The organism is Brevibacterium linens, from assembly GCF_003999335.1.
In the GTDB taxonomy this organism is placed as follows: Bacteria; Actinomycetota; Actinomycetes; order Actinomycetales; family Brevibacteriaceae; genus Brevibacterium; species Brevibacterium linens.
The window spans coordinates 1,648,425-1,671,832 of the sequence record NZ_CP026734.1; the positions used below are offsets into that span (position 1 = coordinate 1,648,425).

Genomic DNA, 23,408 nt, shown 5'->3' on the forward strand with positions numbered 1-23,408 from the left:
AGTCAGGACGCTGGGATATCGTGGAGGGCATGAAACCATTGCCTCCGGTGCAGCCGATCAGCCTCGCCCGTCACGGAATCGATCGCGACCATCTGACTCGGGGCCAAGACGGCGATCTCAGCGAGGTCTGGGCCTCGGGAGCTCAGGCCGTCTTCGAACACCGCGGGACCCTGCTCGTCGCCGGCGGGGGACTCTTCCTGACGGATCGGGAACTGGTGCCGGAAGGACAGACGGAGGTCTACCTCGGCCGTGATCCACGCGGCACTCGGTATATCGGAGTGTCCTTGGACGATGACGGTCGCAGCCATATCGACGCCCGACTGGACGCCTCGCGCGCCCGGGACGCCACCGACCTGCTGACGGCACCGGGGGAGGGCCTCGACAGCTCCGAACCCATCTGGCTGCCGCTGCGTCACCTGGCCGAAACCCTCGACGATGTCCAGGTCTCTCTGGCCTGCGAGATCGTCGGTTTGGGAAACTGGCATCGCGCGCACCGGTTCTCCCCACGCACCGGTACTCCGACCAGCCCAGTCATGGGCGGATGGGTCCGCCGCGACCCGGAGACCGGAAGCGAACACTTTCCCCGCACCGATCCTGCTGTCATCGTCGTCATCGTCAACACCGATGAAGACGGTGTCGAACGTGTTCTGTTGGGCAACAACGCCGCCTGGGAATCCGACCGGTATTCGCTCCTGGCCGGATTCGTCGAACCGGGTGAGACCCTCGAACACGCCGTGATCCGGGAGATCTGGGAAGAAGCCCACCTCGAAGTCACCGACCCCCGATATCTGGGTTCCCAGCCGTGGCCCTTTCCGTGCTCACTGATGCTCGGCTTCTCGGCAGCGGCTCCCCGCCGGGACTTCGCCGCCGACGAGGCGGAGATCGCCTCTCTGCGCTGGTTCACTCGAGCGGAGCTGCAGAATGCCATTGCGAACGGTCAGGTGCGTGCCCCGTCGACGATCTCCATCGCCGGGCAGCTCCTGTACAGCTGGTTGGACAACGAATGAACGCTTCGGCCACGGCCCTGCTCGAGGCCCTGGACTCCGAACAGCGCGCCGTCGCCACCCACTTCGACTCACCGGTGGTCGTCCTCGCCGGCGCCGGAACGGGCAAGACCCGCGCCATGACGCACCGGATCGCCTATGGAATCGCGTCCGAGGTGTTTCCGGCCAACCACGTTCTGGCTCTGACCTTCACCGCGAAGGCGGCGGGGGAGATGCGCTCACGACTGCGCGGACTCGGCGTCCCCGCGGTTCAGGCCCGCACCTTCCACTCCGCGGCGCTGCGTCAGCTGCGCTTCTTCTGGGACCGGTTCGCCGAAGGAGACTTTCCGCGGATCATCGAGAACAAGGCAGGCATCATCGGCTCGGTCATGCAGAGCCTCGGCATGGAGACCAGTCGGGAACTGACCAGAGACGTCGCCTCGGAGATCGAGTTCGCGGCGTCGACCCTCTTGGGCGTCGACGACTATGCGACGAAGGCGGCGGCTCGCGAACTGCCCGGTCGGCTGAGCGTCGAGGACATGGTGCGGATATTCGAGGCCTACGGGGAGGCGAAGACCCGAGGACGGCTGCTCGACTTCGACGATGTGCTCCTCGTGCTCTCGGGTGTCCTGGCCGAGTACCCGGCGATCGCAGCCGAGATCCGTGACCAGTACAGACACTTCGTCGTCGACGAGTTCCAGGACGTCTCGCCGCTCCAATTCGACGTGCTCTCCCGATGGCTCGGGCCCCGCGACAATCTCTGTGTGGTCGGTGATCCCGCCCAGACCATCTATACGTTCGCGGGAGCCGACGCGAGCCTGCTCGGAACGCTGAGCACGTCGATGCCCGACGCCAGAACGATCCGACTGGTGCGCAACTACCGGTCATCCCAAGCCATCGTGTCCACGGCGAACAATCTGCTGCGGCACACCTCCCGGACCGCGCTGACTCTGCGGACCGACAACCCCATGGGGCGGCAGCCGCGCATGGTGGAGTATCCCACCGACGAAGCCGAGGCGACCGGCGTCGTCCAAGCCATCTCCGCCGAGATCGAGGCCGGACGTCGCCCTCGCAACATCGCCGTCCTCTTCCGTACGAACGGGCAGAGCCCCGCCTATGAGCAGGCACTGGCCGCAGCCGGAATCCCCTATGTGCTGCGCGGTGGAGAACGCTTCTTCGCGCGCAAGGAGGTCAAAGAGGCCGTACTCATGCTCAAAGCCGCTCGCGTGACCTCGAGTGGGCAGCGCCTGCCCGAAGCCGTGATGGAGGTCCTCGGTTCGCTCGGCTTCACTCGGGAGCCGCCTGCGGCCGGAGCCGGCAGACAGCGATGGGAGTCGCTCAAAGCCCTCGTCGACCTCGCCGAGGAACACCAACACGGGCAGGAGCTCCCCGTGCCGATGGAGGTCTTCCTCAACGATCTGTCGGACCGCGCCGAGCACCAGTTCGCCCCGGACATCGAAGGAGTCACTCTGGCGTCCTTCCACGCGGCGAAGGGCCTCGAGTGGGACAGCGTGCACCTGGTCGGCCTCAGCGAAGGCCTGCTGCCGATCAGCTACGCTCAGACACCCAGAGCCATCGCCGAGGAACGCCGCCTGTTCTATGTGGCACTGACTCGCGCCGGCACAGACCTGCGGATGAGTTGGTCACTGGCCAGATTCGATTCCACACAGAAACCGCGGAGGTCCTCCCGCTTCCTCGCCGAACTCGGTCAGGCCGGACCGACGATGGGAGACGGTCGTGCGGCGTCGAATTCGGCGGCTCTCAACCGCTGTCGCGGATGCAACAGGGCGTTGGTCTCGCAGATCGATCGCGCTGTCGGGCGATGCTCCGACTGTCCTGCTGACATCGACCTCGAGCTGTTGGACCGTCTGCGCCGGTGGAGGGTGCGAATCGGTTTGGAGCAGGGACTGCCGCCGTACCTCGTGCTCACGGACACCTCACTGTCCGTCATCGCAGAGGTCCGTCCGTCCAGCCTCGACGAACTCGCTCGGGTTCCCGGGATCGGGGCGACGAAACTCGAACTCTATGGTGCCCAGCTACTGGGCCTGATCGGCGACTGACCCGAAATCGGGGACCGGTGTGCGGCACTGGCAGCGGTCATGGAAGAGCAGTCCGGTGTCGGTGACCTCTCCCGGACCCAAGGCGACCACGCGACGGATCGGTGCCGATTCGGGCCGCAGCAGAGCATGACGAAGCATCTGGACGACATGCGCCGAGCCGAGGATTCGGGCCGCGGGATCGCTCAGGCTCTCCCGTTCCGGCAGGGCTCGCAGGCGCGGATGCTGAGCGAGCCAACCGGCGTCTCTGTCCTTCCTGTGCAGGCAGGAGCAGACGGAACACGGCGTCGACCCGGGACGGATGAGACCCGTGATCTCCACAGTCTGCTCTCCGAGGACGACTTGGCAGTGATCGACTTCCCGATCACTGAGCCACATAGCGGAATGCAGATCGGGAACCAGATGGGAACTCGTGACCACCAGCGGGGCCGTCATGAGGTCGAGCTCCTCGACACGGTGGGCAGTGGCGACGGCGAAGCCGAGGGCGGCCAGCTGGCCTTCGACATGGGAACGCAGTGGTCCGGTGACCAGAACCGGCCGGGATCCGAGGATCTGTGACACGCGATCCGGCGACAGATCGAAGGTGCGGGCCGCGGCGAAGACCGGTGATCCCTTCGGAACCGAACCGGCGTCCGCGTCGTCGGGGACGAGCACCTTGGCCTCGCCGAGGAGGGTGATGAGAGAGCTTGCCCGGCTGAGGTCGACCCCGAGCTCTTGAGCGCGCGCATAGAACTGAGCCGAGCCGATGCCGAGGCGGAGATCTTCGATGAGGCTGGCGTCGCCGGGCAGCAGGCCATCGACGAGCACTGGATCCTCGGCACCGAACTGGATGCATGAGGACGACCGCCAGGTGATGGGAACACTCGGAAAGATCCTGAACATCTCGGCCCCTTCGCTTCGGCATCGTGGAGACTTCCACGGTAGTGAACGGGGGACAGAATAGCCATGGCAGGTCACGAGCTGTGGATAACCGTGTGGAAAAACGGCTGAGGACAGGCCGGGAAATGTGTCCCGGCATGCCCTCAGCCGCATAGTGCCCCAGGCGCTCGCGAGGACTCGTGCGGCTTCCCCTTCCGCACGCATCCTCGGGTTTTCCGGGGTCAAGCATAGAACTTATTCCGCAAACGCCGCCGCGTCAATGCATCGTCATGCACAGACACGTCAACAGCTTGTGGATAACCTGTGGGAATCGCCGCGCGGTCTGTGGAGGAAAGGCGCCTTGAATGTCGATGGGCTGTTGAAAACCGTGCTTCCGGATCTGATCAGGTCCCGCCCTGCGGGGACGGTGATCGCCGAGGCGGCTGTGGACGGGGGATTCGACCGCAAAGTTCCGACAGACTCAGGAAACTCACAAACTAGAGGCCCGGAAGCCCGTCCGTGTTGAGAGCCATTCCAATGGCGGTGTCACCGTGTCAGCGCCGTTTCCTATGATGGTCCGGTGAGCAGAGCACAGCGGTGGACCGAAGAAGAGGTGCTGCGGGCGATCGCCCGAGGCGAGATCGAAGTGCGCCGGTCGGCGCGGCGGAAGAAGACCGTTGCCGTCTCGAAGGAGATCGAGACCTACGTGCTGCGCACTCCCGTGCGCTACAGCGTCGAGCACAACATCCGGTCGCTGACGGACCTGTTCAATCGGCTCTCCGCTCGGGACCATTCGTCGGATGCCGACCTCGTCGACCTGGCTGATGAGATGAGTCGACGCTATTTCGGCGGCCGGTTGAGGCCGGCGTCGATCCGCTGGGTGAGAAATCAGAATGTGAGCCGATGGGCGTCCACGACGACTTCGACGGGGGACATCCGCGTTTCGCATCGACTGCAGGCCGTGCCCCGCTGGGTATTGGAGACCGTGGTGGTCCATGAGCTCGTCCACCTGCAGATCGGCCCGCATTCGAAGGAATTCCATGAGCTGGCAGATCGTCATCCCAGACAGTCGGATGCGAGACTCTACCTCGAGGGCTTCAGCGACGGGGAGCGATTCAGCCGCGAGAGATGAGCGCCGTCGCGGCGGAGCGGAAGAGGCCGGGCAGCCGGTTCGGCAGATCGGGCATGAGGTTCTCGGGCAGCCGGTCGAGCCGGAACCACGCGACGTCGAAGGACTCATCCGACACATGTGGCGAATCATCAGTCGATGCCTGCGCGGCGAAGACGACGTCGAAATGACGGGTGCAGGTCCCGAACGCGGCCGACAGGTCGTGCATATGCAGATCGATCGGGGCCGCTGTGATGCGGGCAAGCGGCCGCAGACCGCTTTCCTCTTCAGCCTCTCGGCGCGCGGCGCCACGGAGTGAGACATCGTCGGACTCGAGATGGCCGCCGAACTGCCCCCACAACCCGGTCTTCCGGTGGTGGTTGAGCAGGACCGCTTCGGCGGCCGGATCGATCACGAGACAGCTGGCGGTGACGTGGTGCTCACCGCCGGAACGGTGCAGGGACGCGGAGCCCTGCCGGTCGAAGAGCTCTGCGAAGGCCGCGGAGAACGAATTCCGAGGTCCGCTCTCGACCTCCTGCCGGGCGGTGCCGAGGTCGATCATTCAGCGGCCGTCGGGATCATCATCGTCGGGCGACTCGGAACCATCGGAATCCGAGTCCTCGGACCCCTCGGCCGCCTGGGCGTCGCTGCCGCCGGCTCCGTCGAGACCTTCGGCGAGGATCCGGGACAGGGCCTCATCGATGCTCGACTCGTTGGTCCATTCGGCATGCCGACGCTCGGAGTATCCGAGGGGGTCATCGAGATCCTGTGTGGTCGGCAGCAGGTCCGGATGGGAGAACACGCGGTCGCGGGCCTCGGCGCCGCCCTGCGTTTCGAGGTACGCGAAGAGCGCGGCAGCATCGCGGAGGCGACGGGGGTTGAACTCGAGACCCACAAGGGTTGAGAACGTCTTCTCCGCCGGCCCCGCGGTCGCCCGGCGACGGCGCAGAGCCTCGCGGATCTGATCGCGACCGGGCAGATGCCTGCAGGCCTCATAGACGACGACGTCGACCCAGCCGGCGATGACGGCGAGGAGATTCTCCAATGACGTCAGCGCCTTCTTCTGGTCATCGGTCGTCGGCGGGTTGAACAGTCCCTGACGGATATTGTCGCTGAGATCGGAGATGTTCGACGGGTCGATGTTCGACGCCATGTCTTCGATCTGCGATGTGTCGACCTTCAGACCCTGGGCATAGCGGGTCAGGGCAGTCTCTACCTGGGCGCTCAGCCACGGGGCACGCTCGAACAGCGCGAGGTGGGCGAGCTCCTGAGCCGCAAGGTAGATGCGGACCTCGGAGGCATCGACGTCGATCTCGGAAGCGAACGTCTCGACGTTCTTCTCGATGACCACAGCGGTGTCGTGAGGGAGCAGCGGCAGTCCCACCTCGGTGCCGGTCAGCACGCTTTCGGACAGCGCTCCGACGGCCTGACCGATCTGCATGGCGAACATCGAATCGCTCATCGACCCGAACATCGACGAAGCACCCGCAAGGATGCCCTTCATCTCGGCCGGAACCTGGGACTCGAGCGTATCGGTCAGGGCCGAGGACATGTTCTCCTTGATGGGCAGCACGAACTTCTGCCAGCCGGGCATCGTCTCCTTGACCCAATCGGCCCGGCGCAGGGGACGGGCCGAGCGATTGGCGACGGAGAAGTCGGTCGCCTCGGCGAGCCAGAGTTCAGCCAGACGGAACGCATCGGTCGTCGCCCGCTCGGCTTCTTCGGATATCGAGGGATCGGGGGTCGGCACGGCCTTCTCGGCGATCGAGACAGCCTGGGCCTGCGGATCGGCACCCTGCCCGAAGAGTCCCTGCATCTGACTCATGATCGTGGACATCATCGCCGGATCGATCGAGAAGCCCTGCGGCATGCCCGAGCTGTTCTTGTCGTCTCCCTGACCGGATCCGGGACCATTGGCGCCGAAGAGCATTCCGAAGATCTGCTCGAACGGATTCTGCTCGTTGTTGTTGTCATCGGTCATTGTTCTACAGCCCCCAAGAATCGGTTTGACATCAACGTTAACGGTTCCGAATGTGCGAAGCTTCCCAATTCCGGGAGGTTTCGCAGGATGTTCGCACCGGGCGAAAGGAGTCTGTGAAACTCATGCTGAGGTTTCAACTAGACTGGTGGGGCGGTGCAGCGAAAGGACTACATGACAGAGAACGCCCCTCGGGCCGTGCCGGCGTCACCGGAACCGACACGCGGCACCAGACGACGACGGACTCCACGTCTGGCCACGACTTCGGGCGTCCTGACCTACGTCTTCATCGCGCTGGCCGTGCTCCTTCCGGTTCCGTATATGCTTCAGCTGCCGGGGCCGGTTTTCAACACCCTCGGCGACTACCAGGGCGATCCGATGATCAGCGTCTCGGGAGCCGAGACCTATCCGACGGCAGGTCGCATCGACATGCTCACGGTCGCCGTCAGCGGCGGTCCCGGTCGTGACGTCTTTGCCTCTCAGGCGCTCGGCGCACTCATCAGCGGCGACCAGACCGTGGTGCCCACGGAGGCGTATTACCCGCTGGACACCACGCGTGAGGACGTGACCGAATCGAATGCGGTCGAGATGTCCTCGAGCCAAGACGTCGCTGTCGCAGCCGCTATGGAGCAGATGGGCAAGGCGTATACCGTGCATCTGTCGGTCGATGAGGTCGTCGCCGATGCTCCGGCGCAGGGCAAGCTGCGCAAGGGAGACCGACTCATATCGGTCAACGGAAAGAAGCTGGACTCCGACCCCGAAGCTGCGCAGATCATGAGCAGGACCGTGCAGGAGTCTGATTCCGTCGAGCTCGGCATCGAACGCGACGGGAAGACGAAGACGATCAGTCTGACTCCCGGAACGGTCGACGACCGCAAGGCGATCGGCATCACGATGAAGCAGGACTTCGAGTTCCCCGTCGACGTGGAATTCAATGTCGACGGAGTCGGAGGGCCCTCCGCCGGAACGATGTTCGCTCTGGCCATCATCGATGAGCTCACCCCCGGTGCGATGACCGGCGGCAAGCATGTGGCCGGCACCGGGGAGATCACCCCCGACGGCGCGGTCGGGCCGATCGGCGGTGCTCGGCAGAAGGTGTCCGCGGCCACCGCGAAGGGGGCGACGCTGTTCCTCTCACCGGCCGACAACTGTGCGGAGGTCATGGCCGCCGCAGACCAATCCAAGATCACGGTGGCGCGCATCGACACGCTCGATGACGCGCAGACCACCGTGGAGCAGTACGCCGCCGGCAACACTTCGGATCTGCCGAAGTGTCCCGCCGACGGTGCCGACAACAATGAGAAAGGGCAGTAGTGAGCACCTCGTCCTCACCCACCTCCGCACGCATGCCGGCGAATCGGCCAAGACGTTCGCCGCTGCTGCTCACCCTCGTGTCTGTGGCGATCCTGCTGATCGCCTTCATCGCCTTCACCCAGGTCTACACCGAGGTGCTGTGGTTCCGCCAGATCGACGCTGCGGAGGTCTTCCGCACCATGTGGCTCACCCGCGGGCTGACGTTCCTCGGCGGTTTCATCCTCATGGCAGTTCCGGTCTGGCTCAGCCTGCACTTGGCCTACCGGCATCGTCCCGTCTATGCGCCGACGACTCCGCGACAGGAGAACCTCGACCGTTATCGCGAGGCCATCGAACCGCTGCGTCGGGTTGCGACGCTCGCGATTCCCGCGGTCATCGGCGTCCTCGCTGGCATCACCGCCTCGGCGAACTGGAACACGGTCCTCGAATGGATCAACTCGACGTCATTCGGTTCGAAGGATGCTCAGTTCGGCCTCGACAAGTCGTTCTTCGTCTTCGTCCTGCCCGGGCTGCGACTCATCGGCAATCAGCTGGACATGGCTCTGCTCATGGCCCTCATCGCGGCACTCGTCGCCCACTACCTCTTCGGCGGAATCCGTCCCGGGGAGCAGAAGGGCGTCATCCTGACGAAGGCTGCTCAGTGGCAGCTGGGCATCACCGTGGCCGTCCTCATCATCGTTCAGGCCGGTCGGCTGTGGCTGTCCCGCTACGACAGGATGACCGCTGCCGGCGGAATCGTCCCCGGCGTCACCTACGTCGACGACCATGCCGCCCTGCCGGCGATGGCGATCGTCGCCATCGCGGCCGTCCTGGTGGCACTGCTGTTCGTCTACACCGCGTGGAAGGGAAACTGGCGGATCTCGATCATCGCCACGCTCACTCTCATCGTGCTCGGCGGCGTCTCGATCATCGCCTACCCGGCGCTGCTCCAGCAGTTCCAGGTCAACCCCTCACAGCAGAGCAAAGAGTCGGAGTACATCCAGCACAACATCGATGCCACTCGTGAAGCGTTCGACTTCGATGACATCGATGTGACACCGTACTCGCCGAGCACCAGCGGCAAGAAGGGGGACCTGCGCAAGGACGCCGAGACCGCGGCTTCGATCCGTCTGCTGGACCCGAATCTCGTCTCCGACACCTTCCGCCAGCTGCAGCAGGTGCGCCCGTACTATTCGTTCCCGCAGAAGCTCGATGTCGACCGCTACGACATCGACGGAGAGATGCGAGATACCGTCATCTCCGTGCGTGAGCTGGCTCCGAGCTCGGTGAACAACCAGAGCTGGTTCAACCGGGCCATCGTCTACACCCACGGTTTCGGAGTGGTCGCGGCCAACGGCAACCAGCGCAACCCGGACGGCGAACCGCTGTTCATGGAATCGGACATCCCGCCGAAGGGCGACTTCCCCGAATACGAGCCGCGTGTGTACTTCGGCGAGTCATCGCCGGACTACTCGATCGTCGGTGCGCCGGAGGGAGCGACCCCACGTGAGCTCGACTATCCCTCCGATGAGAAGAGCGGCTCCGGCCAGGTGAACAACACGTTCGCCGGAGACGGCGGACCGTCGGTGGGCAATGTGTTCAACCGTCTCGCCTACGCTCTGAAGTTCCAGGACGAGCAGATCCTTCTCTCGGACGCTCTCAACGAGGACTCTCAGATCCTCTACGATCGTCACCCGCGTGAGCGCGTGGAGAAGCTCGCTCCCTTCCTCAAGGTCGACGGCGATCCGTACCCGGCCGTCGTGGACGGGAAGATCAAGTGGATCCTCGATGGCTACACCACTGCCGAGGACTACCCCTATTCGACACCGCAGCCGCTCCAGCAGGCCACCGAGGATTCGACCACGGCCTCGGCCCCGAATTCGGTGGCGACTCTGCCGGATGACGAGGTCAACTACATCAGGAACTCGGTGAAGATCACCGTCGATGCCTACGACGGTTCCGTCGACATGTACCAGTGGGACAAGGACGATCCGGTTCTCAAGACCTGGATGAAGGTGTTCCCCGGACTCATCAAGTCCTCCTCGGAGATGTCCGGTGATCTGATGAGCCACGTCCGCTATCCGGAGGACATGTTCAAGGTCCAGCGCGATCTGCTCGCGAAGTACCACGTCACTTCCGCCAGTGAGTTCTACTCCGGTCAGGACTTCTGGACGCTGCCGACGGATCCGACGACGAAGGCGAGCAGCGGACTCACCCAGCCGCCGTTCTACATGACCCTGCAGATGCCGGGCCAGGAGTCGCCATCGTTCTCGCTGACGAGCTCGTACATTCCCGCTCGGTCGTCCGAGGGGCAGTCGCGGAACAACCTCACCGGCTTCCTCTCGGCCGATGCCGATGCCGGAAACAAGAAGGGTGAGACTGCCGAAGGCTATGGCAAGCTGCGACTGCTGCAGCTGCCGCGCAACACGACAGTGCCCGGACCGGGCCAGGCGCAGAACAACTTCAACACCGCGCCGGATGTGCAGCGCAGTCTCAACCTGCTGCGTCAGGGTGAGTCCGAAGTCGAGAACGGCAACCTGCTGACTCTGCCGATCGGCGGCGGTCTGCTCTATGTCCAGCCGGTCTACGTCCGGTCTGCCGGCGAGACCTCGTATCCGCTGCTGCAGCACGTGCTCGTGGCCTTCGGCGAGGACATCGGATTCGCTCCGACTCTCGACGAAGCGCTCGACCAGGTGTTCGGGGGAGACTCCGGTGCCACGGCAGGCGATGCCGGCACCGAGGACAGCGGAGACGGCGAATCCGGATCCACCTCCGGCGGCGAGGGTGCGGATTCGAGCTCCGGTTCTCCGGACAAGGCACTCAACGATGCACTGCAGGAGGCGAAGCAGGCCATGGAAGACTCCGATGCCGCTCTGAAGGACGGTGACTTCGAGGAGTACGGAAAGGCCCAGGAGCGTCTGAAGAACGCGATCGAGGACGCTGTGGCCGCTGATCCCTCGCTGGCCGAGGACGCAGCGGACGGGGAATCCTCCGCTCCCGCCTCGGAGCCGGCTGACGAAGGCGGTGACTCGGGCAACTGACCCTGAGCAGAACCGGTTCGGCTTCCTGACGCTGAACCGGTTCGAGCCGCCCGCGACGAATGCCCTTGGGAACTCCCAAGGGCATTCGTCGTTCTCACATAAGCAGAATTGGCTGGGGCCGACTGCCGAATCGCCGAGCGCTCGAGCTGCCGTCGCTGTGCCGAGTTATGCGGCGCGCGGTCGACGCTGGGGCGAGCGGTCGGCGAGGAGTCGGGGCATGCATGCGGTGAATGAGAAGAACCCCCAGCAAGAAAACTCACTGGGGGTTCTGCCGCTGTCGTGGCGGGGGAGGGATTTGAACCCCCGACCTCCGGGTTATGAGCCCGGCGAGCTACCGAACTGCTCCACCCCGCGGCGTGTTCTTAACTCTACACGAGGGGTCACCTGGCGGCCAAACCGAATACAGGTGACCTCCGCCACATGGTCACTTGCCGTTCACCTGCAGGGTCTCAGGCTGCATGCCGGCGCTTCATCTGCGGGGCCTGGGGCAGTATGGCAGTACTTCCCGACGGGAAGCGCGCGGGTCTTGCAGGTGATTGAAATGTGAACTATAGTCATTCTTGTACTTCAAATTTCAACCAAAAGGAGAAATCATGACTGCTCTGCCTCAGGGACTCACTGCCGGAACCTGGAACATCGACCCCATCCACTCGGAGTTCACCTTCACGGCTCGCCACGCAGGCGTGTCGAAGGTGCGCGGCCACTTCGAAGAGATCGCCGGCAGCGTGAACGTCGGGGAGACCCTCGAAGACAGCATCGTCTCCGCCGAAGCCTCCGCGGACTCGATCAACACCCGCAACGAACAGCGCGACGGTCACCTCAAGAGCGGCGACTTCTTCCTGGCCGAAGAACACCCGAAGCTGAGCTTCACGTCGACCGCCATCAAGGCCGACGCCGCTGATGAGTTCGAGACCGTCGGTGAGCTGACGATGCGCGGCGTGACCAAGGAAGTCGCCTTCGCCACCGAGTTCGCCGGCGTCGCGACCGACCCGAACGGCAACCAGGTCGCCGGTCTCTCGGCCACCGCCACCGTCAACCGCAAGGACTTCGGCATGTCCTTCGAGGCTGTCCTCGGCGGCGGCGAGCTCCTCGTCTCCGACAAGATCAAGATCGAACTCGAGCTCGAGCTCGTCAAGGCCTGATCCATCGTCAACAGGATCCTGTCTGAGGCGCGAGTGCGCCGTCAGCCGATCTGACCCCAGCAGACAGCTTCACTGCCCGACACAGAAGGGGCGAACCGCATCAGCGGTTCGCCCCTTCTTCCGTTTCAGACCTCACCGATCACGGCTCAGCGCATTCAGCGCATTCTGGTTCGTCGAGTTCTCATTCTGCCTGTTTTCGAGTCGAAGACTGCTCATCGCCTTGGCCGCAGAGCCTCCGGGTGCTCCCGCAGATGCCCGCCGAGGGCGATGAACAGCTGTGCGCCCTTGTCGACGTCTGCGACGGACTTGCAGAAGGAATACCGGATCGATGATCGATAGGCCTCATAGGCCGGGCTCCCCGGCCTGCACAGAGCCGGTACGGGAATCCCGACCAAGGAGAATTCCCTGGCCAGCAGATCGTTGAGCTCGAACGCATCGAGGTCGGTCAGCGCAGCGAAGTCCACCACTGTGAAATAGCCGGCGCGCGGAGTGGACACTTCAGCGCCCGGCACCGTGCGACAGGCGGGGACCAGAACCTCGGCGCGTGCCCGCAGCGAAGCTCGGTTCTCGGCGACCAACGGCGAATCGTCGGCCAGCATATCGGCCATTCCGATCTGCATCGGGCCGCCGGCCGTGAACGACAGGAACTGCTTGACCGTCTGTATGGCCTGACGCACCTCGGGCGAGGCGATGACCCAACCGATCTTCCACCCCGTGGTGTTCCAGGATTTGCCCGCCGAGGAGACCGTGACGACCCGTGCAGAATCCTCGATCGCCACGGCCGGGGGAACATGCCCCTGATCGGTGAGCACGAGCTGCTCGTAGACCTCATCGGAGACCACCCAGGCATCGACCGCCTCGGCTGCTCGACCGATCCGGACGAGATCTGCGGCAGAGAAGATGAACCCCGTGGGATTGTGCGGAGTGTTGACGAGGATGATCTCAGGGGCGACCTCAGCGATGACGGAATCGAAGACATCCCAATCCGGGGCGAATCCGCCATGGCCATCGGGCAGGATCGGCACCGTGTGCAGCGTTCCGCCGGCAGCGGCGATCGCCGCCGGATAGGAATCGTAGAACGGCTCGAAGGCGACGAGGGAGCCGCCCCGCGGCAGCAACGCGAGGATCGCAGCTGTCAGGCCCTCCGTGGCACCCGCCGTGTAGAGCACCTCGTCAGGATCGACCCGCTGACCGAAATCACGACCGCGCTGAGCGGCCACCGCCTCGAGCAGCTGCGGGAAGCCCTGACCAGGGGCGTACTGATTGAATCCTGCGCGCATCGCCTCGGCGGTGGCGGCGATGAGCGCCTCCGGAGGTCCCGTGCCCGGAGCGCCCTGGCCGAGGTTGACGGCTCCGACCTCGGCGGCGAACTTCGTCATCTGGCCGTAGATGGTCTCACCGATCGACCCGTCAGGATTCGTCAGACCCGCGGATTCGGCCATCGAATGCCACAGCGGGGCCCTCATGATGTCCGGCATCACGACACCTGAGCCGGGGCGACACGCCCGAGCCGGTCGAGGGTCGCTTCGTGGAGACGCGAATTGCTCGCCACGGCATTGCCTCCGAAAGGACCTGGCACGCCGGCCGTGTTCGTGAAGGTGCCTCCGGCCTCGAGCACGATTGGAACGAGCGCGCCCATATCGTAGAGCGCGAGTTCCGGCTCGCAGGCGAGGTCGACCGCGCCCTCGGCCAGCAGCATATAGGAGTAGAAGTCGCCGTATCCGCGAGTGCGCCACAGCGAATCGCAGAGGCCGAGGAACTCATCGAGGATTCCCAGCTCTTTCCACCCCGACAGCGACGAATACGACAGGGATGCATCGTCGAGTGCGTCGACCGATGACACGCTGATGCGTTCGGCCGCGGACCCGAGCTCGGTCGCATAGGCGCCCAGACCCGACTCCGCCCACCACCGGCGTCCGAGTGCGGGAGCCGAGACCACTCCCAGCAGCGGACGGTCGTCGTAGAGCGAGATGAGCGTGGCCCACACGGGCACTCCGCGCACGAAGTTCTTCGTTCCGTCGATGGGATCGATGATCCACCGTCGTGAAGAGCTCCCGTGGGCCCCGAATTCCTCACCGAGCACACTGTCATCGGGTCGAACTTCGGCGAGGCGATCCATGATCGCCTTCTCCACCGCACGGTCGCACTCTGTGACCGGAGTCAGGTCGGGTTTGGTTTCGACGGCGAAGTCCTGTGCCCGGAAGTGCGGGTGGCTGATGGCATCGGCGAGATCGGCGAGTTCGATCGCCAGGTCGAGGTCGTTCATGCCTCCAGCCTATCCAGTCGAAGGCAGCAGCCGGCGCAGGGACTCCAGTCGTGAGACTCCTCCAGGACCGGCCTTGCCGTCGGCCACCCAGTCATCGAGGCGACAACCGGGTGAATCGGCGAGGTGAGTGCAGCCACGGGGGCATTCGGCGGTGGCGTCGACGAGTTCCGGGAACGCGGAGAGCAGTGTTTCCCGGTCGACATGGGCCAGTCCGAAGCTGCGCACTCCGGGGGTGTCGATGAGCCATCCGCCGCGTTCCAACGGCAGGCACACGGCCGACGACGAGGTGTGACGTCCGCGTCCGGTGACGTCATTGACATGTCCCGTCGCCCGGTCGGCGGCGGGCACGAGGATGTTGGTCAGGGTGGACTTGCCCACCCCGGAATGGCCGACGAGGACGCTGATGCGTCCGCGGAGGTGTTCGGCTACCTCGGCGTGGGGATCGGCTTCGTCGAGAGCCGAATCGTCCTCGGTCGACCGAGCCACGGCCGCATCGGCATCGGGGTCGATGGAGGATTCGACGATGTCGACCCCAGCGGCGGAGAATCGCTGCCTCAGTTCCGTGGCCGGGTGCAGGTCGGTCTTCGTGACGATGAGCAGGGGAGTGATGCCCGCGTCGAAGGCCGCGACAAGGGCCCGGTCGATGAGACCGAACGAAGGTTCGGGATCCACCGTGGCCGTGACGATGCCCATGACATCGACGTTGGCCACGAGGACGCGCTCGGTCGGGTCGGTGTCATCGGCGCTGCGGCGCAGCAGGGTCTGCCGCTCGGTGACCTCCACCAGCCTGGCCAGAGTCCCCTCGGTTCCCGACGTGTCACCGACGAGGCGGACGATGTCGCCGGGAACGATCGCGTGCTTGCGCAGGTGAGAGGCTCGCACTGCCGTCACCGAGGCGGCCCGCCGAGACCGCTTCCCCTTCTTCCGGGACGGGGAAGCCGAAGGGAAGTTCCCATCGTCGTCGGCGAGGATGACGCGGTACCTGCCCCGATCGACGCCAGTGACCAGACCGGAGACTGCATCCTTGTGATCAGGACGGTTCTTCGTCCGGGGGCGTGAGCCACGTCGGTTCGGTCGGGGACGATAGTCCTCGTCGCGGAAGATCTTCGCCATCTCAGGCTCCGGGTGTGAGCATGGCTTCCCACAGCTGGGTGAAGGCCGGCAGGGTCTTTGCCACGGTGCCGGCGTTCTCGATGACCATCCCGTCGTTGCGCAGGGCGAGGACGGCGCCGGCCATGACCATGCGGTGGTCGTGGTAGGTGTGCCACAGTGCTGGGCGCAGCTGTCTGGCGCCGGTGATCGTCAGCGAATCGGCATGCTCGACGACGTCGACGCCGATGGCACCGTACTCCCGAGTCAGCGCGGCCAGGCGATCGGTCTCGTGCCCGCGCAGGTGTCCGATCCCGCGCAGCCGCGAAGTGCCTTCCGCCAGCGCCGCGAGGGCCGAGACCACCGGGGTGAGCTCGCCGACCGCGGACAGGTCGAGATCGACGGCGGTGAGAGTCTCCGGACCCTGCACATGCAGTCCGTCTCGGTCGAGACGGACCGTCGCACCGAAGGCCTCGGCGATCTCGCGGAAGCCGTCTCCGGCCTGCGTCGTATGTGCGGGCCATTTCGCGATGGTCACGGAACCGCCGGTGGCGACGGCTGCGGCGGCGAAGGCGGCGGCGTTGGAGAGGTCGGGCTCGACCTGGACGTCGAGCCCGCGCGGCAATCCGGGTTCGACGATCCAGCGTTCGGGCTCGGGTTCGCTGATGTCGACGCCGGCATCGCGGAGGACTTCGATCGTCATGTCCACATGCGTGCGACTGGGCACTGAGTCAGCAGTGTTGGTCAGTTCGAGGCCCAGGGGCATGACTGGAGCGGCGAGCAGCAGGCCGGAGACGAATTGGCTCGAAGCGCTGGCATCGATGCCGATGTGGCCGCCGCGCAGCTGCGAATCGGCATCGATCGTCATCGGCAGGGTGCCGTTCGCCGAGGTGATCGAAGCGCCGAGTTCCCGCAGCGAGTCGATCGTCACTGACATCGGCCGCGCCCGGGCCTGTTCGTCACCGTCGAGGACGATGTCACGTCCGGTCAGCGCCGCGAGCGGCGGGATGAAGCGCATGACGGTTCCGGCGAGACCGCAGTCGATGGTGATCGGAGAATCCGGCCCGGCATCGTGCGCGGGCGCATCCGAACCGGCGAAGGGGAGCGGCTCGACGTGGAGCTCATCACCGTTGTCGTCGATCACGGCACCGAGGCGGCGCAGAGCCTCGATCATGAGCAGAGTGTCCCGGCTGCGCAGCCATCCTGTCAGGTCGGAGCTCGAACGGGCCAGGGCCGCGAGGATGAGATAGCGGTTGGTCAGGGACTTGGAACCGGGAACGGCGACAGCGGCGGAGACGGCGGAACCGGCGACCGGCGGCTGCCAATCGCCGGTCACCGGGGGAGTGTGTGTGGAGATGTCAGTCAACTCCGAGCGCGTTCAGGGCCTGTTTCGAGGTGTCTTCGACGCTCGACCACAGGTCTTCGGCCGCGTGCTGGGTGCGCCACCACAGGCCGGGGCGACCGGCGGTGTCGACAGCGGCGAGCAGCGCGCCGCCGAGCATCGAGGTGCGCAGCAGGGTGCGTTCGTTGCGGGCCTTCTTCTCCTCCTTCGACGCCGTCTTGTCGGCAGACAGACGCTCGCCGACGGTGTCGAGCAGATAGGTGCCGACGAGGATCGAAGCGCTGAGGCGGGGGAAGCGACCGATGGCCAGCAGCGAACCGGCTGCGACCTGAGCAACACCGGTGGCGCGGGCGAGAGTCACTGCGTCGACCGGGACATCGGCCCGCTTACGGGCCTGGTTGAGCAGCGGGCCGACCGATGCGGCAGCCGCTTCCGGTTTGCGCAGCCGGTCGACGCCGTTGAGGATATAGCCGGCGGCCAGCATGGGCCGTGCGATCAGACGAATGGGAGACACAGTGGTCCTTCCTACGTGGCGGTCATCTCACTGGCAAGCATAACTGCTGAGGTGGGAATAGTGGGACGCCGACCCGATGTTGTAGGGGTGAAGCCATTCGACGGGCGGACCCGTCGCGAAGTCGACAGGCAGAAGGAGAAGTCTATGAGCGCCACTGCCGTCCTGGAGAGAACGGGCGTACCATTGACTGCGATGACCGAATCAGTCAAAGAAGCCCCCGAAACCGCCGCCGAGAGGTCGGAGCGTTTCGAGCGGGATGCTCTGGAATATGTCAACCAGCTCTACGCAGCTGCTCTGCGTATGACCCGCAACCCGGCAGATGCCGAGGACCTCGTTCAGGAAGCCTATGCGAAGGCGTACGCGGCCTTCCACCAATACAAGCCCGGAACCAATCTCAAGGCGTGGCTGTACCGGATCCTGACGAACACCTTCATCAACAACTACCGAAAGAAGCAGCGTCAGCCCCAGGAGCACGGCAGCGAGGACATCGAGGACTGGCAGATCGCGCAGGCGAACAGTCACTCGTCGTCCGGAGGGCGTTCGGCCGAACTCGAAGCCCTCGACCACCTTCCCGACTCCGATGTCAAGGAAGCGCTCTCGGCTCTGCCCGAGGACTTCCGCATGGTCGTGTACTACGCCGATGTCGAAGGCCTGCCGTACAAGGAGATCGCCGAGATCATGGAGACGCCGATCGGCACAGTGATGTCGCGACTCCACCGCGGGCGCCGACAGCTGCGGGAGATGCTGGCCGACTACGCCGCCGAACGCGGTTTCGTGAGTCCCGAGGGAGGTGCGAATTGAGCAACGAGGGATGCTGCGAAAGCGTCAGGGCCGAGTCTCTGATGCGCATCTACCACTATCTCGACGGAGAGCTGACGACGACGGAGATCCGTGAGATCTCGATCCACCTCGAACAGTGCCCGTCGTGTCATGACGAGTACGAGATCGAAGCGCTGCTGAAGGAGCTTGTGCGTCGTTCATGCAGCCACGACCGTGCCCCGATGGGACTGCGTGAGAAGATCCGCCAGCGGATCGCACTGGAGCAGAACTCCTGACTCGAGGCTCGAGCAGAGCCGGAGCGTTCCGGGAACAGCGAAGGCGGGAAGAGATTCGATTCTCTTCCCGCCTTCGTCATTCACCGAACGAATCAGCGAATCATGCGTTTGGACGCTTGCCGTGGTTGGCTTTCTTACGGCGGCGATCGCGACGCTTACGGCCACGCTTGCTCATTGTGCCCTCCTTTGATAGACGCTCAATTGTCTCATGATCGTCCGAGCAGAGCAAAGTCGGACCAGGTCACACAGTGCGCCGGCTCAGCTGTCGCCGAGGACGTCCTGGACCCCCAGCCAGTTGAACCAGCCGCGGTGCAGAACCAGCCACGCCAGGAGCCCATAGCCTTCCTGTGCCGGCAGATGGTCCCGTGACGATGCGACCTCGCGCTGCCATACGGGATGGCCGAGGAGGGGAGTGAAGGTGTCGACATAGGTGATGCCGCGCCTCTTGGCCACGTCCGAGAAGCTGGTGTTGAGCTCGGCGATGCGTCGATTGCGATCCCCATCGTGCTCCGGCGGTGGGCCGAGCACGAAGGTCGAGACCTTCCGGGCCAGGGCCTCGTCGAGGATATTGGCCACGTCGAGCCGTGCCCTGGCCACCGATCGACCCGAGTCGAGGTCGCCGGAGCTCAGAGCCAATACCAGACGGTTGTCCCCGTCGGGTGTGAATCGCAGAGACGCCTCGGCGATCGTGCGCGCATGGAGTCCGGCGGAGTCCTCGGTCGGCACCGCCAACGGATACACCTTGAGCTCTGGCACGCTCGGCAGAGTTCTCGCCGTCACTCGTCCGACCCACCCGAGGCCACGGCCATCGCCGTGGCCGGCGACCAACGGGCCTCCGACCACGGCGATGGTTGTGGTGATGTCGCTGCTCACCGGCTGAAGATCCGCTCGACGAGATCCTTCTGCTGAGCCTCGTGGAAGTGCTTGAGCCCGGTCGAGGTGGCTGCAGAAGCGGCACGGGAGATGACCTTGACCTCACGGCCGCCGAGGAGCTCGGGCAGGTGCAGTGCCATGAACGGCCAGGCCCCCTGGTTCTCCGGCTCCTCCTGGGCCCAGACGATCTCGGCATCGGCCGGGAAGCGGTCGAGCACAGCGGTGATGGCCGCCTCGTCGAGCGGGTAGAGCTGCTCAAGGCGGACGAGAGCCATCTTCTGGTCGTTGTCCTTCTCGCGCTTGGCCTTGAGCTCCCAGTAGAGCTTGCCGGAGACGAGGACGACGCGTTCGACCTGCGAGGCGTCGACGTCCGTATCGTCGATGACGGCCTGGAACCTGCCCGAGGTGAATTCCTCCGGCGAGTTCGCAGCGGCCTTGAGGCGGAGCATCGACTTCGGGGTGAAGACGATGAGCGGACGCTTGTTCGTCGTCGAGGCGTGGCGACGCAGCAGGTGGAAGTACGAGGCCCCTGAGGACGGGCAGGCCACCGTCATATTGTTCTCGGCGCACAGCTGGAGGTAACGCTCGATGCGGCCCGAGGAGTGGTCAGGTCCCTGTCCCTCATAGCCGTGGGGCAGGAGCATGACGACACCGGAGTTCTGCTGCCACTTCTGCTCGGAGGAGGAGATGAACTCGTCGATGACGGTCTGTGCACCCTGTGCGAAGTCACCGAACTGCGCCTCCCACGCCACGAGAGCGTCCTTGCGTTCGACGGAGTAGCCGTATTCGAAGCCGACGGCCGCATATTCGCTCAGCAGGGAGTCGTAGACCCAGAAGCGAGCCTGATCCTCGGTGAGGTTCTGCAGCGGCGTCCACTCATTTCCGTTGACCGAGTCGATGAGCACGGAGTGACGCTGGACGAACGTGCCGCGACGGGAGTCCTGGCCGGCCAGGCGCACCGGGACGCCGTCCATGAGCAGCGAGCCGAAGGCCAGCAGCTCGGCGAAGCCCCAGTCGATCCCGCCCGAGAGCGACATCTCCTTGCGCTTCTCGAGCAGAGCGCGCAGCTTCTTGTGGACCGTGAAGCCCTCGGGGATCTCGGTGAAGGCCTCACCGATGCGCTGGAGCATCTCGGGGCTGATGGCTGTTTCGGAGTCGTTGAAGGTCTCGATATCGCTCGGCTCGTAGGGAGCGTTGAACGCTTCTCCGTCGTAGGATCCGGTCTCGGCTTCCTTGGTCTCGGCGAAGGCCGATTCCAGCTTCGACTGGTAGTCCTTGAGCGCCTCGGCGGCTTCTTCGTCGGTGATGCACTTCCTGCCCACGAGCGATTCGGTGTAGAGTTTGCGCACCGACCCCTTCTTCTCGATGAGCGAGTACATCGTCGGCTGGGTCATCGACGGGTCGTCGCCCTCGTTGTGGCCGCGACGGCGGTAGCACACGAGGTCGATGACGACGTCGCGGTTGAATTCCTGGCGGTATTCGAAGGCCAGGCGAGCTGCGCGCACGACGGCCTCGGGATCATCGCCGTTGACGTGGAAGATCGGGGCGTTGATCGACTTGGCCACGTCCGTGCAGTAGAAGGAGGAACGCGCCGAGGCGGGGGGAGTGGTGAACCCGACCTGATTGTTGATGATGACGTGGACCGTTCCGCCTGTGCGGTAGCCGCGCAGCTCGGAGAGGTTGAGCGTTTCGGTGACCACGCCCTGGCCGGCGAATGCGGCATCGCCGTGGACGAGGACCGGCAGGACGGTGAAGCCCGCCTCGCCCTGGTCGACGAGGTCCTGCTTGGCGCGGACGATTCCTTCGAGGACCGGATCGACGGTCTCCAGGTGGCTGGGGTTGGCCGCGACGTAGACACCGGTGGTGTTGCCTGCCGGTGAGGTGAACGAACCCTGGGTGCCCAGGTGGTACTTCACATCGCCCGAGCCCTGGACGCTGTCCGGGGACATGGTTCCGTCGAACTCGCGGAAGATCTGCGCATAGGATTTGCCGGCGATGTTCGTAAGGACATTGAGGCGACCGCGGTGGGCCATGCCGATGGCGACCTCGTCGAGACCGGTGTCGGCGGACTGGTTGAGGATCTCGTCGAGCAGGACGATCGCGGACTCTCCGCCTTCGAGGCTGAAGCGCTTCTGTCCGATGTACTTCGTCTGCAGGAAGGTCTCGAAGGCCTCAGCGGCATTGAGGCGACCGAGGATGTGGCCCTGCTCCGACCGGGTGAGCTCCTGATGCGGGACCTCGATCTTCGACTGGAACCAGCGACGCTGGACCGGGTCGGCGATGTGCATGTACTCGAAGCCCGTGGTTCGGCAGTAGCTCTCGCGCAGCAGTCCGAGGATGCTGCGGAAGGGCATCATCGGCTTCGCGCCGAATCCGCCGGTGGGGAACTCGCGTTCGAGATCCCACAGGGTCAGGCCGTGCTGATTGATGTCGAGGTCGGGGTGGGACCGCTGCCGGTAGACCAGGGGATCGATGTTGGCCATGAGGTGGCCGCGAGTGCGGTAGGCATCGATGAGTTCGATGACTCGTGCGGTCTTGTTGACGTCGTCCTGGTCCTCGGCCGAGACGTCGGGAACCCAGCGGACCGGCTCGTAGGGCAGGCGCAGGGATTCGAAGACATCGTCGTAGAAGCCGTCTTCGCCCAGCAGGTAGCTGTGGACGAGCTTGAGGAACTCGCCCGATCCGGCGCCCTGGATCACACGGTGATCGTAGGTCGAGGTCATGGTCAGCACCTTGGACACGGCCAGGGAGTTGATGGTCTGCTGGCTGGCACCCTGGAATTCGGCGGGATAGTCGAGCGCGCCGACGCCGATGATGCAGCCCTGGCCCTTCGTCAGGCGCGGCACGGAGTGGACGGTGCCGATTCCGCCGGGGTTGGTCAGCGAGACCGTGGTGCCGGCGAAGTCGTCGGCGGTGAGCTTGCCCTGGCGTGCCTTGTCGACGAGGCCGTCGTAGGCGTCGACGAACTGACGGAAGGTCAGCGTCTCGGCCTTCTTGACGTTGGGCACGAGCAGGGTGCGAGACCCGTCCTTCTTCGGAACGTCGATGGCGAGGCCGAAGTTGATGTGAGCAGGGGAGATCATCACGGGCTTGCCGTCGCGGACATCGTAGGAGACGTTCTGCGAGGGGAAGTTCTGCAGCGCGCGGATCACGGCGAAGCCGATGAGGTGGGTGAACGAGACCTTTCCGCCGCGGGTCCGCTTGAGGTGCGAATTGATGACGATCCGGTTGTCGATGAGCGCCTTGGCAGGCAGTGCCCGGACCGACGTGGCGGTCGGGACTTCGAGCGACTCATCCATGTTCTTCGCGATGAGCTTCGCTGGGCCGCGCAGGGGAGTGATCGTCTCTTCGGGTGCGGGCTTCGGTGCAGTCTCCTTCGGAGTGACCTGCGGCACGGACTTGGTCTCGGCCTTCAGCGTCTCGGACTCGGCCGAGGACGGGGTGACTCCGCGGGATGTCGCCGGCGCTGCGGTGGAAGCCGGGGACTTGGCCTCTGTCTTCTTCTCAGCCGGCTTCGCCTCCTGCTTGGCGGCGGGCTCGGCAGCGGACTGAGCGCCTCCGCCGTTCTTCTCGTACTTGTCGAAGAAGGGCCACCAGGACTGGTCGACCGAATTCTTGTCTGACTTGTACTGCTCATACAATTCCTCGACCAGCCACTCGTTCGACCCGAAGTCTTCGACGGTGCGGTTAGGAGTATTGACGGACACGGCGTTGATCGCCTACTTCCTGATTCAAGACTTGCTGCTTAACGACATCTCCAAGCCTAACGTGATGTGCCATCGAATGTGCAGTTAAGGGACAATAGTGTT

General features: G+C 64.7%; 19 protein-coding genes and 1 tRNA gene. 8 read left to right on the top strand and 12 right to left on the bottom strand.

The features are described from left to right. The first annotated feature begins 29 nt into the window (after positions 1-29). Both nudC and CXR29_RS07410 read left to right on the top strand, forming a co-directional pair. Positions 30-1,007 (top strand): NAD(+) diphosphatase, encoded by a 978-nt coding sequence (gene nudC / locus CXR29_RS07405; protein WP_127364245.1) that lies wholly within the window; start codon positions 30-32, stop codon positions 1,005-1,007. Next, a complete protein-coding gene (locus CXR29_RS07410; protein ID WP_101593692.1) occupies positions 1,004-3,043 on the top strand; it encodes an ATP-dependent DNA helicase UvrD2 in 2,040 nt (679 codons plus the stop codon). Before nudC ends, CXR29_RS07410 begins: the two co-directional genes overlap by 4 nt. On the opposite strand, the gene CXR29_RS07415 is transcribed toward CXR29_RS07410, so the two are convergent. Then, a complete protein-coding gene (locus tag CXR29_RS07415; protein ID WP_101553907.1) occupies positions 3,020-3,922 on the bottom strand; it encodes a hypothetical protein in 903 nt (300 codons plus the stop codon). The genes CXR29_RS07410 and CXR29_RS07415 overlap by 24 nt on opposite strands. 556 nt (positions 3,923-4,478) lie before the next feature. Between CXR29_RS07415 and CXR29_RS07420 the strand changes: the two genes are divergently transcribed. After that, on the top strand, positions 4,479-5,030 hold the full coding sequence (locus CXR29_RS07420) for a M48 metallopeptidase family protein (RefSeq protein ID WP_101553908.1): 552 nt from the start codon (positions 4,479-4,481) through the stop codon (positions 5,028-5,030). Here the strand turns inward: CXR29_RS07420 and CXR29_RS07425 are convergent. Both CXR29_RS07425 and CXR29_RS07430 read right to left on the bottom strand, forming a co-directional pair. After that, a complete protein-coding gene (locus CXR29_RS07425) occupies positions 5,014-5,568 on the bottom strand; it encodes an NUDIX hydrolase (protein WP_127364246.1) in 555 nt (184 codons plus the stop codon). The genes CXR29_RS07420 and CXR29_RS07425 overlap by 17 nt on opposite strands. Then, positions 5,569-6,987 carry a zinc-dependent metalloprotease gene (locus tag CXR29_RS07430; RefSeq protein ID WP_101553910.1) on the bottom strand — a complete coding sequence of 473 codons (1,419 nt, stop codon included), beginning with the start codon at positions 6,985-6,987 and terminating at the stop codon, positions 5,569-5,571. 171 nt (positions 6,988-7,158) lie between these two features. On the opposite strand from CXR29_RS07430, the gene CXR29_RS07435 reads away from it, so the two are divergent. Then, a complete protein-coding gene (locus CXR29_RS07435; RefSeq protein WP_101593687.1) occupies positions 7,159-8,298 on the top strand; it encodes a YlbL family protein in 1,140 nt (379 codons plus the stop codon). Further along, positions 8,298-11,318, top strand: a complete 3,021-nt coding sequence (locus tag CXR29_RS07440; protein WP_127364247.1) for a UPF0182 family membrane protein — start codon at positions 8,298-8,300, stop codon at positions 11,316-11,318. The genes CXR29_RS07435 and CXR29_RS07440 overlap by 1 nt, the downstream gene beginning before the upstream one ends. A gap of 280 nt (positions 11,319-11,598) precedes the next feature. Here CXR29_RS07440 and CXR29_RS07445 read toward each other — a convergent pair. After that, positions 11,599-11,672 (bottom strand) — tRNA-Met (locus CXR29_RS07445). 239 nt (positions 11,673-11,911) lie between these two features. On the opposite strand from CXR29_RS07445, the gene CXR29_RS07450 reads away from it, so the two are divergent. Continuing rightward, positions 11,912-12,460 carry a YceI family protein gene (locus CXR29_RS07450; protein ID WP_101553913.1) on the top strand — a complete coding sequence of 183 codons (549 nt, stop codon included), beginning with the start codon at positions 11,912-11,914 and terminating at the stop codon, positions 12,458-12,460. Between the two features lie 212 nt (positions 12,461-12,672). Here the strand turns inward: CXR29_RS07450 and CXR29_RS07455 are convergent, their stop codons facing one another. From CXR29_RS07455 to CXR29_RS07475, 5 genes are read right to left on the bottom strand one after another with little or no spacing between them, the layout of a single operon-like run. Then, positions 12,673-13,938 (bottom strand): aminotransferase class I/II-fold pyridoxal phosphate-dependent enzyme, encoded by a 1,266-nt coding sequence (locus tag CXR29_RS07455; protein WP_127364248.1) that lies wholly within the window; start codon positions 13,936-13,938, stop codon positions 12,673-12,675. Next, on the bottom strand, positions 13,938-14,726 hold the full coding sequence (locus CXR29_RS07460; protein WP_127364249.1) for an inositol monophosphatase family protein: 789 nt from the start codon (positions 14,724-14,726) through the stop codon (positions 13,938-13,940). The genes CXR29_RS07455 and CXR29_RS07460 overlap by 1 nt, the downstream gene beginning before the upstream one ends. A gap of 9 nt (positions 14,727-14,735) precedes the next feature. Further along, on the bottom strand, positions 14,736-15,839 hold the full coding sequence (rsgA, locus tag CXR29_RS07465; protein WP_101553916.1) for a ribosome small subunit-dependent GTPase A: 1,104 nt from the start codon (positions 15,837-15,839) through the stop codon (positions 14,736-14,738). A 1-nt stretch (position 15,840) separates the two neighbouring features. Continuing rightward, on the bottom strand, positions 15,841-17,151 hold the full coding sequence (aroA, locus tag CXR29_RS07470) for a 3-phosphoshikimate 1-carboxyvinyltransferase (protein ID WP_101593679.1): 1,311 nt from the start codon (positions 17,149-17,151) through the stop codon (positions 15,841-15,843). A gap of 22 nt (positions 17,152-17,173) precedes the next feature. Continuing rightward, positions 17,174-17,671: a DoxX family protein gene (locus CXR29_RS07475; protein ID WP_025776941.1), complete on the bottom strand. Its 498-nt coding sequence runs from the start codon at positions 17,669-17,671 to the stop codon at positions 17,174-17,176. 144 nt (positions 17,672-17,815) lie between these two features. Here CXR29_RS07475 and CXR29_RS07480 point away from each other — a divergent pair, with 144 nt between their 5' ends. Further along, a complete protein-coding gene (locus CXR29_RS07480; protein ID WP_051504988.1) occupies positions 17,816-18,472 on the top strand; it encodes a sigma-70 family RNA polymerase sigma factor in 657 nt (218 codons plus the stop codon). Continuing rightward, positions 18,469-18,726: a mycothiol system anti-sigma-R factor gene (gene rsrA, locus CXR29_RS07485; RefSeq protein ID WP_025776939.1), complete on the top strand. Its 258-nt coding sequence runs from the start codon at positions 18,469-18,471 to the stop codon at positions 18,724-18,726. The genes CXR29_RS07480 and rsrA overlap by 4 nt, the downstream gene beginning before the upstream one ends. A 100-nt stretch (positions 18,727-18,826) precedes the next feature. On the opposite strand, the gene CXR29_RS18035 is transcribed toward rsrA, so the two are convergent. The 3 genes from CXR29_RS18035 to CXR29_RS07500 form a co-directional block, all read right to left on the bottom strand. Then, entirely contained in the window at positions 18,827-18,901 is a 75-nt protein-coding gene (locus CXR29_RS18035) for a 50S ribosomal protein bL37 (protein WP_098731028.1), read from the bottom strand. Between the two features lie 83 nt (positions 18,902-18,984). After that, a complete protein-coding gene (locus tag CXR29_RS07495; RefSeq protein ID WP_025776938.1) occupies positions 18,985-19,599 on the bottom strand; it encodes a GDSL-type esterase/lipase family protein in 615 nt (204 codons plus the stop codon). After that, positions 19,596-23,306, bottom strand: a complete 3,711-nt coding sequence (locus CXR29_RS07500; RefSeq protein WP_127364250.1) for a multifunctional oxoglutarate decarboxylase/oxoglutarate dehydrogenase thiamine pyrophosphate-binding subunit/dihydrolipoyllysine-residue succinyltransferase subunit — start codon at positions 23,304-23,306, stop codon at positions 19,596-19,598. The genes CXR29_RS07495 and CXR29_RS07500 overlap by 4 nt, the downstream gene beginning before the upstream one ends. Positions 23,307-23,408: the final 102 nt, after the last annotated feature.